This is a genomic window from Noviherbaspirillum sp. (assembly GCF_036563305.1).
Taxonomy (GTDB): domain Bacteria; phylum Pseudomonadota; class Gammaproteobacteria; order Burkholderiales; family Burkholderiaceae_D; genus Noviherbaspirillum.
Genome location: NZ_DATCMQ010000016.1, coordinates 215,335 through 228,172 on the forward strand (window position 1 = coordinate 215,335; position 12,838 = coordinate 228,172).

The window sequence follows — 12,838 nt, forward strand, 5'->3', positions numbered from 1 at the left end:
CAGCAACAGGAACCGCCGGCACGATGGGAGTGCCAGCGTGAGGACAAACGTGCAGATGCCGGTGGTGGTGGCTGCGCTGCTGCTGTATGCCGCCTTCGCGAGCGTGTTCTTCTTCTCCTACGGCCTGCCGTCGCTGAATGGGGAGATTCCGCAGCAAATGTACGCGGACACGCTGACCTACGAGACGGCGGCGCTCAACTGGGGCGAGGAGAACGAGCTCGTGGCCATCGACGGCAATTACCTGGGCCCGGTGACTGTCCTCGCCTTGTTCGACCATAACCGCATCCTGGTACACGCGTTCAACCTGATCCTGCTGGTCGTCTCGGTGGCAGTGGCGCTCAGCAGGCTGGAGGTGAACCGGACCGTATTCCTGCTTGCCTTCCTGTCCAGTCCGCTCCTCCTGTTCAGCACCATCGGCGTGAACAAGGAGATCTTCCTGGTCCCGCTGTCGTTGTTCCTGGCCGTGTACATGCGGGAGCAACGCCTCCGCTGGCTGCTGTTGTCCCTGGTGTTCGCGGTGCTCGCGCGCTGGCAGCTCATGGTGTTCGTCGTCGCGCTGTACATGGTCAACCTGCCATTCAACCCGCTGCGCGGCAGGCGCTTCCGGCTGCTGATCATGCTGCTGGCGGCCATCACCGTTGCATATCCCATCCTTGCGTCCGGGTTGCTGGAGGCGGTGGAGGCAATCTCCATCGAAGGCGGCATGCAGGAGAGCGGCTCCGCATCAGGCATCTACCCCTTGATGCAGTCGATACAGCGCTCCTATGGCTACTTCCTCGTGGTGGTGCCGAAAGCGCTGCAGCTGTTGTTCGGCTACCTCACGCGCTTCAGCCTGGAGGGAATCAGCGAGGATTTCTGGAATGCCTTCGTCATCATGTCGCAGTCCGCGCACAACCTGCTGCTGCTGGTCCTGTGCCTGGTGCTGCGCAAACGCCGGCTCGCCAACGACATGTTCTTCCTGATCTGCATGTTCTCCATCATTTTCGCGACGACCCCGGTGTTCGGACCGCGCTACTTCTTCCCGGTGGGAATCTGGCTGGCGCTCTGGCTCGCGCAGACCACGGAAGCGAAGGCGGACGGTGCGCGGACCATGCAGCCGCCGCTTGGCACGGGAGCAAGCCATGCGTGAGCGCGGAAAATTGCGGGTCCTGTACATCCACCCGTTCGGCGTATATGGCGGTGCCACCAAGAGCCTGTCGGAGCTGATCGCCGCGCTGCCGCACGACAGGCTCGACGCGGTCGTGCTGACGCCGATCGGCCAGGCATCGGAGTCGCTTGCCGCCGCCGGTGCGCGCCCGGTCGGGGTGAGCGGCATCTCTCAGTGGGACGACACCCGGTTCGGACACTATCGCGGTTTCAGGTGGCTGATCCTGCTGCGGGAAATCGCGCGCCTTCCAGCAACGCTGCGGGCGTTGTGGAAGATGCGCGGCGAAGGACCGTTCGATCTCATCCATTGCAACGAGATCACGGCCCTGCCTGTTGCCATCATTGCCAGGCGCCTGCTGCAGGCCCCGCTGCTCGTGCATGTGCGTTCGCTGCAGCGGGGCGCGGAGGGAGGTGCGATCACGAGGCGCCTGATGGGTCTCCTGCGCCGTCATGCCAATGGCATAGTGGCAATCGACGAGGCAGTGCGCCGCACCTTGCCGTCCGATCTGCACGTGGAGGTTGTCCATAATTCGATGCGCATCCCGGCTTCGTTGCCCGAACCCGAGCCGACTGCTGTATATACTGTCGCCCTGATTGGCGTGCTGCACCGGTCGAAGGGAGCGTACGAATTCGTGGAGGCGGCCCGCCTGCTGCGCGACCGCGGTGTGCCGGTAAAGCTGCTGATCGTCGGTGAAAACGCCCGGAAGCTCTCGGGGGTGACCGGTTGGATGATGCGCAAGCTCGACTTCGCGCGCGACGTGCGCAAGGAACTTGAGGACTACGTGGCAGCGCATCGGCTCGGCGCCTACGTCGAATTCACCGGCTTCGTGCGCGACATTCGTACGGTGTACTCCCGGATCAACGCAGTGTGCTTCCCATCGCATCTGGATGCACCGGGACGTCCGGTGTTCGAGGCTGCGCTGTACGGCCTGCCGACCATCGTGGCGATGCGCAATCCGACCCGCGACGTCGTCGTCCATGGCGAGAGCGGGCTGTGCATCGACACGCCGCGACCGGAAGCGATTGCCGATGCCATCGGGACGCTGTTTGCCGATCCGGCAAGCGCGCAGGCGATGGGCGCCCGGGCACGCCAGGCAGCGCTCACCCGGTTCGACAGCGGGGTCGCCGCCGCGAAGATGTGGGAGCTCTACCTGCGCACCGCGGCGCCCGGCCATGGTCTTCGCGCAGTGTCGAAGCCGCAGCCACTGGACGTCGAGACCGAGTAATATCCCGGCGGGCAGAATCCGCTGTTTGCAACGATAGGATTGATGAGAATGACAATGCCAGAACAGGAAACCGTCAGCGTGCTGGTCCTTGGCGCCTCCGGGATGCTGGGCAATGCGGTCATGCGCGTACTGGCAGAAAGCACGGGCTTCGAGGTCACGGGGTCGGTTCGTTCGGCCGAATCGCTGCGCCTGCTCCCGGAGTCCCTGCGCACGTCGGTCAGGACCGGGGTGGACGTCGAGCACATTGACAACCTCACCCGGCTTTTCGCTTCGGTGCGACCCGATGTCGTCGTCAACGCGATCGGCCTCGTGAAGCAACTGGCGGAGGCGGACGATCCGCTCGCCGCCATTCCGGTAAACGCGCTCCTTCCGCACCGGCTGGCGCGCCTGTGCGAGATCGCCGGCGCGCGGCTGATTCATATGAGCACGGATTGCGTTTTCTCGGGCAGCAAGGGCATGTACAAGGAAAGCGACGTGCCCGATGCCGCCGACCTCTACGGCCGCAGCAAGCATATGGGTGAGGTGGACTATCCGCATGCGGTGACGCTGCGGACATCGATCATCGGTCACGAACTTGCCGGCGCCCGGAGCCTGATCGGCTGGTTCCTTGCGCAGCAGGGCAGCACGCGCGGCTTCAGGAGAGCCGTCTTCTCCGGCTTGCCCACGGTGGAGATCGCCCGCATCATCAGGGATCATGTCATCCCCAATCCGGCTCTGCGCGGCGTGTACCACGTGTCGGCGGAGCCCATCAACAAATTCGACCTGCTGTCGCTCGTCGCCGAGACCTACGGCAAGGAGATCAGGATCGTTCCCGACGACGGCCTGGTGATCGACCGTTCGCTCGACTCGTCGCGCTTCCGGCAAGCCACAGGCTTCCAGCCGGCGCCCTGGCCAGCGCTCGTCAAGACGATGCACGCATTCGGCTGAATAGTTCAATTTTCAGGATAAGCAAGCATGTTCAAGAACAAGGTACTTCTCATTACGGGCGGCACGGGCTCCTTCGGCAACGCCGTGCTCCAGCGCTTCCTGCACACCGATTTCTCCGAGATCCGGATCTTCAGCCGGGACGAGAAAAAGCAGGAGGACATGCGCATTGCGCTGAACAACCCCAAGCTCAAGTTCTATATCGGCGATGTGCGCAACTACGACAGCGTGCGCGACGCGATGCACGGCGTGAACTACGTGTTTCATGCGGCAGCGCTGAAACAGGTGCCCTCCTGCGAGTTCTATCCGATGGAGGCGGTGCGGACCAACGTCCTCGGCGCCGAAAACGTGCTGAATGCGGCGGTGGCAAGCAAGGTGGAGCGCGTGGTCGTCCTCAGTACGGACAAGGCCGTGTATCCGATCAACGCCATGGGCTTGTCCAAGGCGATGATGGAGAAGCTGATGGTCGCAAAGTCGCGCATGCGCAGCGAGGGCGAGACCGTCATGTGCGCGACGCGCTACGGCAACGTGATGGCCTCCCGTGGCTCCGTGATCCCGCTGTTTGTCAGCCAGATCAAGGAAGGAAAACCGCTGACGATCACCGACCCGAGCATGACGCGTTTCCTGATGTCGCTTGAGGACTCCGTCGACCTGGTGATCCACGCTTTTCAGCACGCCCAGCAGGGAGACATCTTCGTGCAGAAGGCGCCGGCGTCGACCGTCGAGGTGCTTGCGCTCGCGCTCAAGGATCTGTTCAGGAGCGAAGCGGCGATCCGCGTCATCGGAACCCGTCACGGCGAGAAGCTGTACGAGTCGCTGATCTCCAGGGAGGAAATGGCGAAGGCCGAAGACATGGACCGCTACTACCGCATTCCGGCCGACAACCGCGACCTGAACTACAACAAGTATTTCGTCGAGGGCGAAACAAAGATATCGGCACTGGACGACTACACGTCGCACAACACCGAGCGGCTTGACATTGAGGGCGTCAAGAAGCTGCTGCTGAAGCTGGACTTCATCAAGGAGCAGCTCAGTGCTTAAGGTAATGACCATCGTCGGCACGCGTCCGGAAATCATCCGGCTGTCGCGCGTGATCGAGAAGCTGGACCGCCACTGCGACCACGTCCTGCTGCACACCGGCCAGAACTACGACTATGAGCTGAACGAGGTTTTTTTCCAGCAATTGGGTATCCGCCGGCCCGACGACTTCATGGAGGCGGCGGGCGCGAGCGCCGCGGAGACGATCGGCCAGGTCATCATGGCCGCGGACAAGGCGATCGAGAAGTATCAGCCTGAAGCACTGCTCCTTCTCGGAGACACCAACAGTGCGCTGGCCGCCATCGCCGCCAAGCGCCGCAAGGTGCCGATCTTCCACATGGAAGCGGGCAACCGCTGTTTTGATTTCCGGGTCCCGGAGGAGATCAACCGTCGCATCGTCGACCATATCTCCGATATCAATCTGACCTACAGCGAGATTGCGCGCGAATACCTGCTGAGAGAGGGCCTGCCCCCGGACCAGGTGATCAAGACCGGCAGCCCGATGCGCGAGGTGATCGAACATTACAAAGACGGCATCGACGCATCGGACGTGCTGTCTCAGCTTGGCCTGCAGGAGCATGCCTACTTCGTCGTGAGCTCGCACCGTGAAGAGAACGTGGATTCACCCGAGAGCCTGCGCAAGCTGTTCGGCATTCTCAACGCGCTGGCCGAGCGCTACCGCATGCCTGTGATTGTGTCGACCCACCCGCGCACCCGCAAGCGGATGGATGCGCTCGGTCTGTCGGCCGACCCGCTGGTACAGTTCCACAAGCCTTTCGGCTTCCTTGACTATGTCAAGCTTCAGGTGTCCGCGAAGGTGGTACTTTCCGACAGCGGGACCATCACCGAGGAATCCTCGATCTTGAATTTCCCCGCGCTGAATCTCCGTGAGGTGCATGAGAGGCCGGAAGGATTCGAAGAGGCGGCTGTGATGTTTGTCGGGTTGAGCACGGAACGCGTGATGCAGGGCATCGGAATCCTGGAGAGCCAGCCGCGCGGCGCAAGCAGGGCGCTGCGGATGGTCGAGGACTATGCGCCGCAGAACGTCTCCGACAAGGTGCTTCGCATCATCCAGAGCTATACCGATTTCGTGAACCGGCGCGTCTGGAAAAAGGGATGATCGTGCGGTATCGGGAAGCGGCATGAAACGTATTGCCATCATTGCGGATGCCTATCCGCCCATGAGGACGTCTGCTGCCGTCCAGTTGCGCGACCTGTCGCAGGAGCTGGTGCGCCAGGGGCATTTTCCGACCGTCCTCGTGCCGTCCGCCGAACTCGGCCAGCCCTGGTCGCTGGAGGAAATGGAGGGCGTGCAGGTGCTGCGACTGCAGGGGCCGCGCACCAAGGACATTGGCTACGTGCGGCGCACCGCCGGCGAATTCCTGTTGCCCTTCCAGATGCTGCGCAACCTGCGCAGGAGCCCCCTCGCCAGCCAGCGCTGGGACGGCGTCGCCTGGTACTCGCCGACAATCTTCCTCGGTCCGATGGTGCAGGCATTGAAGCGGCAATCGGGATGTCGCAGTTACCTTATCCTGCGCGACATCTTCCCGGAATGGGCGGTCGACATGGGATTGCTCAGGCGGGGAGCCGCCTATCGGGTCTTCAAGCAGGTCGAGCGGTACCAGTACTCCGTGGCGGATACCATCGGCGTGCAGACACCGGCCAATCTCCGATACTTCGACGGCTGGCGCCGTCCGCCCGTCGCGCGCGTAGAAGTCCTGCAGAACTGGCTGGCGGACGCGCCAGCAGCCGGCTGCAGCATCTCCGTCGCTTCGAGCCGCCTCGCCGGCCGTCGCGTTTTTGTCTACGCGGGCAATATGGGAATCGCCCAGGGGATGGACATACTGCTCGACCTTGCGGAACGCCTGCGGGGCCGGAAGGACGTCGGCTTCCTGTTTGTTGGCCGTGGCAGCGATGCGGCGCGGTTAAGCGACGATGCCAAGCGCAGGGGCCTGGACAATGTACTGTTCAACGAGGAGATCGACCCGCGCGAAATCCCCGGCTTGTACTCGCAATGTCATGTCGGCCTGATCGCACTCGATCCCCGTCACAAAACCCATAACATTCCCGGCAAGTTCCTTTCATACATGCAGAGTGGCCTGCCCGTGCTCGCCGCCATCAATCCAGGCAATGACCTGAAGCAGCTGATCGAAAGCGAGGGCGTGGGAAGGGTCTGCTGCGACAATTCAGCGGCGAGCCTCCATCACCTGGCCGAGGCCTTGCTCACCGATCTGGCACAGGAGGATCTTGCCGCCCGGTGCCGTGCGCTTGCCGCAAGAACGTTCTCCTCCGCGACCGCTGCAAGGCAGATCGTGACGGCGCTGGAGCAGCCGACATGAAATCGTACCTTGCATCAGCACCTTCCCCAGCAACATGAAATTCTTTTCCCGCTCCTGGCTGGATGACCTTGCGGCGGAAGCCGCACGCTCTCCGCGTCTCAGGCAATCCAGGAACCTGCATGAGAGCTATGGCGAACCGTGCCAGCGGCTTTTCAATGCAATATGCGAAAGCAGTTATATCCGCCCGCACCGGCATTCGTTGGATCCGAAGACGGAATGCCTGGTCGCGGTGCGCGGGTGCATGACGCTGGTACTGTTCGATGATGCCGGTGAACTCGTCGAGGCAGTGCGTTTCGGTGTTTCCGGCTGCGACGGGGCAGCGCACGTCGGCGTGGAGCTTCCGCCTGGTGCATGGCACACCGTCCTGGCCGACACACCCGACGCGATTCTGTTCGAGGTGAAGGCAGGACCCTTCGATCCCTCGCAAGCGAAGGAACTGGCATCCTGGGCCCCGGAGGAGGGAAGCGATGGGGCCGCGCCATACCTGAGTGATCTCAAGCGGCGCGTCGCGCAACGTCTTGCACGCTAGGCGGCGCTGCCGGACGGGACTGCAGTACCCCTGCTCAGGACGAATGCGAGGCGAGGCGTCTCTCGCGGTCGTGGCGCATGCTGGCAGCGGCAAGCAGCAACAGCACGCCTGCCACGAAACCGGCGCCTGCGCTGACTGCGACCAGCATTGCCTGCTTCCTGAGGGAGTGCGTGCTCTCGACGTAAATCGGCGCCGCAAGCCCGACCCGGCGTGTCTGCGTCGAGCTTAGCGCCAGTTCGACCTTGCCGATGTCCGTGATGAGCTGTTGGATGGCGAAGTTGGTCGACGACAACGCGTTGAGCACCGACTCGGATGCTTCAGCCTTGCTTTCGTTGCTGAGGAACGCACTCATCCTGGCGTCCAGGCCCGCCTTCAGTTTTTCCAACTCCGCCAGGCGGCTTCTCAGGGCTTTCAGTTCCGCAGTGCGCGCGGAAACCGCCGAACTGGCAAGGGCGTCCTGGTCGGCGCGCACGTGGAGCATCACCGCGGTAAGGCACTCCTCGGCCGCTTTTGCGGAAGTGCTCTCGAAGCGCAGGCTGACCATTGGTGCACTGCGGTTCACCGCCGGCTTGAGCGCCTTTGCCAGGTCCACGCCGGGCCGCTTCGATCCGGACAGTCCGCAGAGGTTGATGAGTTCATCCGAGTAGTAGCGCGGCAACTTGAGTTTCTCCGCCAGCACGGCGGGCGCTTCAATGGCCTCATTTGCCATCGTAGCGATCTGAATGTTGGCGGACGCCTCGAACTTCTCGACTTCCATCATGGTTGCACCAAGGCCGATGCCGGCACCGATGGCGGTGGTCGCCACCAGCGGCTTCCAGCTGCGCTTCAGGAAGAGCAGGATGTCGTACAGACCAATGCTGCCGGCGTCGGAGGCAGGCATGCGTCGCTCTTCAATCGGGGTGGTGGTGCGGTGGTCAAGCATGCTGAACTGTTTCTTCGTTGGTTGAATAGGGGAACGCATTTTTGCACAGCACCTTCCCGGTGTACAGCGCGGCGGCCTGGAAGGTAAACGCCACGCCTAGCGCGAAGACCGCGCGCTAGGCGGCCTTGTGTGCGTGCTCGGCCTTTCCACAATGCGGACAAGACACCCCCGCCACATACAGAGGCGACAACTGCTCCCGCGGCGTCACCACCGCGCGGCACGCGAAACACTGCTTGGTGTCGGTCGCCTCCAGCTTCGGATTCAGTGCCGTCCGGTAGTCAAACACGAAGCAGTCCCCCGTGTAGTGATCCCCGCCGACTTCCTCGAAATACTTCAGTATCCCGCCTTCGAGCTGGTACACGCTGTCGTAGCCGACGTTCTGCATATGGATCGCGGCCTTCTCGCAACGGATGCCGCCGGTGCAGAAGGTCACGACGGTCTTCCCTTGCAGCGCGTCCTTGTGCTTTTCGACGACTTCGGGGAATTCGCTGAATTTCTCGATCCGGTAGTCGATGGTGTTGTTGAAGGTGCCGACGTCGACCTCGAACGCATTGCGCGTGTCCATCATCACCACCGGCTTGCCGTTGTCGTCATGGCCCCGGTCGAGCCAGCGCTTCAGGGTCTTGGCGTCGACCGCCGGCGCGCGGCCTTCCTCGGGCTTGATCAGCGGGTTCTTCATCGTGATGATCTCGCGCTTCAGCTTGACCAGCATCTTGGTGAAGGGCTGACGGTCGGAATAGCTCTCCTTGACCTCGATGTCGGCAAAGCGCGGATCGTCCCTCAGCCAGGCGAGGAAGCGGTCGATCGGCTCGCGCAGGCCGGCGAGGAACAGGTTGATGCCTTCCGGGCTGAGCAGGATGGTGCCTTTCAGTCCGAGTTCCTCGCACAACGCGCGGAACGCGGGACGCTTTTCGGCGGTGTCGTTGAAACTGATGAATTTGTACGCGGCGATGTTGACGTAGGGGGTGGCGGACGACATGGCTTTCTGTAAGTCTTTGATTCGGCGACATTATATACGGCATGGCGGGGTCGCGGGCGTTTGCCGCGACGGCGGCGTTGCCGCAAGCGGCGGCCCTTGGCAAGTTCTTTTTTGCCATCCAGCGCACCCCCGCGCTGCCGGTCCGGCTTGTAAAATACCCCGATGACTTCCCCGCAATTCATCCACCTCCGCGTTCATTCCGAGTATTCGATCGTCGACGGCCTGGTGCGCATCGACGACATCGTCAAGGCGGCCGCCAAGGACAAGCAGCCGGCAATGGCGGTCACCGACCTCGCCAACCTGTTCGGCATGGTCAAGTTCTACAAGGCGGCGCGCGGCAAGGGCATCAAGCCGATCGCCGGCTGCGATGCCTGGATCACCAACGAGGATGACCGTGACAAGCCGTCGCGCGTGCTGCTGTTGTGCAAAAATCGCAACGGCTACCTGCAGTTGTGCGAACTGCTGAGCAAGGCGTGGCTGACCAACGTCCACCGCGGCCGGGCCGAGATCCGGATGGCGTGGCTGGAGAACGGGCAGTCCAGCGACCTGATCGCCCTGTCCGGCGCCCATGGCGGCGACGTCGGGATGGCGCTGGACAACGGCAACCCGGCGGCGGCCGAGCGCTGCGCGCAGCGCTGGGCCGGGATCTTCCCTAACCGGTACTACCTGGAGGTGCAGCGCTACGGCCAGCCGAACATGGACAGCCATGTGCGACAGACGGTGGCGCTGGCGGGCCGGCTGCGGCTGCCGGTGGTGGCCACGCATCCGGTCCAGTTCCTCAGCCCGGACGAATTCATTGCGCACGAGGCGCGCACCTGCATCGCCGAAGGCGAGATCCTCGCGAATTCGCGCAGGGTCAAGCGCTTCAACGACCAGCAGTGCTTCCGTACGCAGGCCGAGATGGTGGAGGCGTTCGCCGACCTGCCGGGCGCGCTGCAGAACTCCGTGGAGATCGCCCGGCGCTGCAACCTGGAGCTGGAGCTGGGCAAGCCGAAGCTGCCGCTGTTCCCGACGCCGGATGGCGTGACGATCGACCAGTTCCTGGTGATCCAGGCGAAGGCCGGGCTGGAGGAGCGGCTGCAGATGCTGTTTCCCGACCCGGACAAGCGCGAGCAGCAGCGGCCGCGCTATGAGGACCGGCTGAAGTTCGAGACCGACACCATCATCAAGATGGGCTTTCCCGGCTACTTCCTGATCGTGGCCGACTTCATCCAGTGGGGCAAGAACAATGGCGTGCCCGTGGGGCCGGGACGGGGCTCTGGCGCGGGCTCGCTGGTGGCCTACGCACTGAAGATCACCGACCTCGATCCGCTCGAATACAACCTGCTGTTCGAACGCTTCCTCAATCCGGAACGGGTCTCGATGCCCGACTTCGACATCGACTTCTGCCAGGAGAACCGCGACCGCGTCATCCAGTACGTGAAGGACCGCTACGGGCGCGATGCGGTGTCGCAGATCGCCACCTTCGGCACCATGGCGGCCAAGGGCGCGGTGCGCGACGTCGGCCGGGTGCTGGACATGGGCTACAACTTCTGCGACGGCATTTCCAAGCTGATCCCGTTCAAGCCCGGCAAGCTGGTGACGATCGCCGACGCCATCGAGGAAGAGCCGCTGCTGAAGGAGCGGATGGAGAAGGAGGAAGAGGTCCGGCAGGTGCTGGAGCTGGCGCAGCAGGTCGAAGGCATCACCCGCAGCGTCGGCATGCATGCCGGCGGCGTGCTGATCGCGCCCGGCAAGCTGACCGACTTCTGCCCGTTGTACACCCAGGGCGGCGACGCCGGCGTGGTGTCGCAGTACGACAAGGACGACGTGGAGGCGGTCGGCCTGGTGAAGTTCGACTTCCTTGGCCTGACCACGCTGACCATCCTGGACCGCGCGGTGCGCTACATCAAGCAGCTCGACCCGGCGATGATGGCGTTCGACCTCGCCAAGCTGCCGCTGAACGACAAGGCATCCTACGAGCTGCTGACCAAGGCCAGGACGGTCGCGGTGTTCCAGCTCGAAAGCCGCGGCATGCAGGGCATGCTGAAGGACGCGCGCCCCGACCGCTTCGAGGACATCATCGCACTGGTCGCCCTGTACCGTCCGGGCCCGATGGACCTGATCCCGGATTTCTGCCGCCGCAAGCACGGCGAGAAGTTCGACTACCCCGATCCCCGCACCGAGGGCATCCTGTCCGAGACCTACGGCATCATGGTCTACCAGGAGCAGGTGATGCAGATGGCGCAGGTGATCGGGGGCTATTCGCTCGGCGGCGCCGACCTGCTGCGCCGCGCGATGGGCAAGAAGAAGCCGGAGGAGATGGCCCAGCACCGCCTGCTGTTCCGGGAGGGCGCGGCGAAGAACGGCCTGTCCGAGGAAAAGGCGGACGAGATCTTCGACCTGATGGAGAAGTTTGCCGGCTACGGCTTCAACAAGTCGCACGCCGCCGCCTACGCGCTGCTGTCCTACCACACCGCCTACCTGAAGGCGCACCACCCGGCGGCCTTCATGGCGGCCAACATGTCGCTGGCGATGGACGACACCGACAAGGTGAAGATCCTGGTCGAGGACGCCCTGGATGTCTGCAAGCTGCAGCTGCTGCCGCCGGACATCAACCAGTCGGACTACCGCTTCATGCCGGTCGGCGTGCCGGGCAAGAAGGCCACGCAGATCCGCTATGGCCTCGGGGCCGTCAAGGGGTCGGGGCAGGGCGCGATCGAGGCCATCATTGCCGCGCGCAACAGCGGCGGGCCGTTCCGCGACCTGTTCGATTTCGTTCGGCGGGTCGACAAGAAGCAGATCAACCGGCGCACCATCGAGGCGCTGATCCGCGCCGGCGCCATGGACTGCTTTGGCGTCGACCGCGGCGTCCTGATCGCCTCGGTCAACCTGGCGATGGAGTATGCGGAGCAGGCCGAAGCCTCGGCCAACCAGGTCAGCCTGTTCGGCGGCGACGACGGCGGCATGGAAGCGCCGCAGGAATACGTGAAGGCCGCGCCGTGGAGCGAAAAGCAGCGGCTGACCGAAGAAAAATCGGCCCTCGGCTTCTACCTGTCCGGCCACCTGTTCAATGCCTACGCCGACGAGGTCCGCAAGTTCGTCAAGACCAGGCTGTCCAGCCTGGAGCCGTCGCGCGAGCCGCGGCTGATGGCGGGCGTGATCACCGGGGTGCGGGTGCAGATGACCCAGCGCGGCAAGATGGTGATCGTCGCGCTGGATGACGGCACGGATACGGTCGACGTGACCGTCTACAACGAGCTGTACGATCCCAACCGCCACCTGTTCAAGGAAGATGAATTCCTGGCGGTGCTCGGCAAGGTATCGGAGGACCGCTTTGCCGGCGGACTGCGCGTCACCGCCGAGAAAGTCATGGATATCGCGATGGCGCGGGTGCAGTTCGGCAAGCAGTTCTCGTTCTCGCTGTCGTCGCCGCCGGATGCGGTGCAGATGAAGAAGATTCTTGCGCCCTACCGCTCAGAAGGCGGGCTGCCGCTGACCATGCGTTACGTACGCGACGGCATCGGCAGCTGCGAAATCCGGCTGGCGGACGACTGGCGGGTGGCGCCGGCGGATGGCCTGAAGCAGTCGCTGGCGGATGCGCTCGGGGTGAAGGGGGCAACGGTCGAATACTGATCGTGTCGGGAATCAAGGACAAATCCGGGGCAGGCGTGTAGTCTCGACGGAGATCAACAGCAACAGGGCGACCAGGCCGCTGACCGACCGGATGAACACGGAGGGCAGGCGGCAGCACAT

10 protein-coding genes are annotated in these 12,838 nt (G+C 63.5%); 8 read left to right on the plus strand and 2 right to left on the minus strand.

The features are described 5' to 3' along the window. Positions 1-37 precede the first annotated feature (37 nt). The 7 genes from VIM12_RS17430 to VIM12_RS17460 are packed head-to-tail and all read left to right on the plus strand — an operon-like array spanning position 38 to position 7,202. The gene (locus VIM12_RS17430; RefSeq protein WP_331943026.1) at positions 38-1,129 is read left to right on the plus strand and encodes a hypothetical protein; all 1,092 of its coding nucleotides are present in this window, start codon (positions 38-40) and stop codon (positions 1,127-1,129) included. Continuing rightward, positions 1,122-2,372, plus strand: coding sequence for a glycosyltransferase family 4 protein (locus VIM12_RS17435; protein ID WP_331943028.1), 1,251 nt, complete (start codon positions 1,122-1,124; stop codon positions 2,370-2,372). The genes VIM12_RS17430 and VIM12_RS17435 overlap by 8 nt, the downstream gene beginning before the upstream one ends. A 54-nt stretch (positions 2,373-2,426) precedes the next feature. After that, entirely contained in the window at positions 2,427-3,299 is an 873-nt protein-coding gene (locus tag VIM12_RS17440; RefSeq protein ID WP_331943030.1) for an SDR family oxidoreductase, read from the plus strand. A gap of 27 nt (positions 3,300-3,326) precedes the next feature. Next, on the plus strand, positions 3,327-4,337 hold the full coding sequence (locus VIM12_RS17445; RefSeq protein ID WP_331943032.1) for a polysaccharide biosynthesis protein: 1,011 nt from the start codon (positions 3,327-3,329) through the stop codon (positions 4,335-4,337). A 4-nt stretch (positions 4,338-4,341) separates the two neighbouring features. Further along, positions 4,342-5,454 (plus strand): non-hydrolyzing UDP-N-acetylglucosamine 2-epimerase, encoded by a 1,113-nt coding sequence (gene wecB, locus VIM12_RS17450; protein WP_331943870.1) that lies wholly within the window; start codon positions 4,342-4,344, stop codon positions 5,452-5,454. Positions 5,455-5,476: 22 nt separating this feature from the next. Continuing rightward, positions 5,477-6,673 carry a glycosyltransferase family 4 protein gene (locus tag VIM12_RS17455; protein ID WP_331943034.1) on the plus strand — a complete coding sequence of 399 codons (1,197 nt, stop codon included), beginning with the start codon at positions 5,477-5,479 and terminating at the stop codon, positions 6,671-6,673. A 34-nt stretch (positions 6,674-6,707) separates the two neighbouring features. Next, the gene (locus VIM12_RS17460) at positions 6,708-7,202 is read left to right on the plus strand and encodes a WbuC family cupin fold metalloprotein (protein ID WP_331943036.1); all 495 of its coding nucleotides are present in this window, start codon (positions 6,708-6,710) and stop codon (positions 7,200-7,202) included. 34 nt (positions 7,203-7,236) lie between these two features. On the opposite strand, the gene VIM12_RS17465 is transcribed toward VIM12_RS17460, so the two are convergent. Together VIM12_RS17465 and VIM12_RS17470 are read right to left on the minus strand one after the other, a co-directional pair. Further along, positions 7,237-8,124 (minus strand): hypothetical protein, encoded by an 888-nt coding sequence (locus VIM12_RS17465; protein WP_331943038.1) that lies wholly within the window; start codon positions 8,122-8,124, stop codon positions 7,237-7,239. A gap of 115 nt (positions 8,125-8,239) precedes the next feature. Beyond that, positions 8,240-9,103, minus strand: a complete 864-nt coding sequence (locus tag VIM12_RS17470; RefSeq protein WP_331943040.1) for a sulfurtransferase — start codon at positions 9,101-9,103, stop codon at positions 8,240-8,242. A 162-nt stretch (positions 9,104-9,265) separates the two neighbouring features. Between VIM12_RS17470 and dnaE the strand changes: the two genes are divergently transcribed. Continuing rightward, on the plus strand, positions 9,266-12,718 hold the full coding sequence (gene dnaE, locus VIM12_RS17475; protein ID WP_331943042.1) for a DNA polymerase III subunit alpha: 3,453 nt from the start codon (positions 9,266-9,268) through the stop codon (positions 12,716-12,718). Positions 12,719-12,838 lie beyond the last annotated feature (120 nt).

Bases quoted from the DNA above. Each gene is read 5' to 3' on its own strand.
- VIM12_RS17435 (WP_331943028.1), top strand. From the start codon at position 1,122: ATGCGTGAGCGCGGAAAATTGCGGGTCCTGTACATCCACCCGTTCGGC.
- VIM12_RS17440 (WP_331943030.1), top strand. From the start codon at position 2,427: ATGCCAGAACAGGAAACCGTCAGCGTGCTGGTCCTTGGCGCCTCCGGG.
- VIM12_RS17445 (WP_331943032.1), top strand. From the start codon at position 3,327: ATGTTCAAGAACAAGGTACTTCTCATTACGGGCGGCACGGGCTCCTTC.
- wecB (WP_331943870.1), top strand. From the start codon at position 4,342: ATGACCATCGTCGGCACGCGTCCGGAAATCATCCGGCTGTCGCGCGTG.
- VIM12_RS17455 (WP_331943034.1), top strand. From the start codon at position 5,477: ATGAAACGTATTGCCATCATTGCGGATGCCTATCCGCCCATGAGGACG.
- VIM12_RS17460 (WP_331943036.1), top strand. From the start codon at position 6,708: ATGAAATTCTTTTCCCGCTCCTGGCTGGATGACCTTGCGGCGGAAGCC.
- VIM12_RS17465 (WP_331943038.1), bottom strand. From the start codon at position 8,124: ATGCTTGACCACCGCACCACCACCCCGATTGAAGAGCGACGCATGCCT.
- VIM12_RS17470 (WP_331943040.1), bottom strand. From the start codon at position 9,103: ATGTCGTCCGCCACCCCCTACGTCAACATCGCCGCGTACAAATTCATC.
- dnaE (WP_331943042.1), top strand. From the start codon at position 9,266: ATGACTTCCCCGCAATTCATCCACCTCCGCGTTCATTCCGAGTATTCG.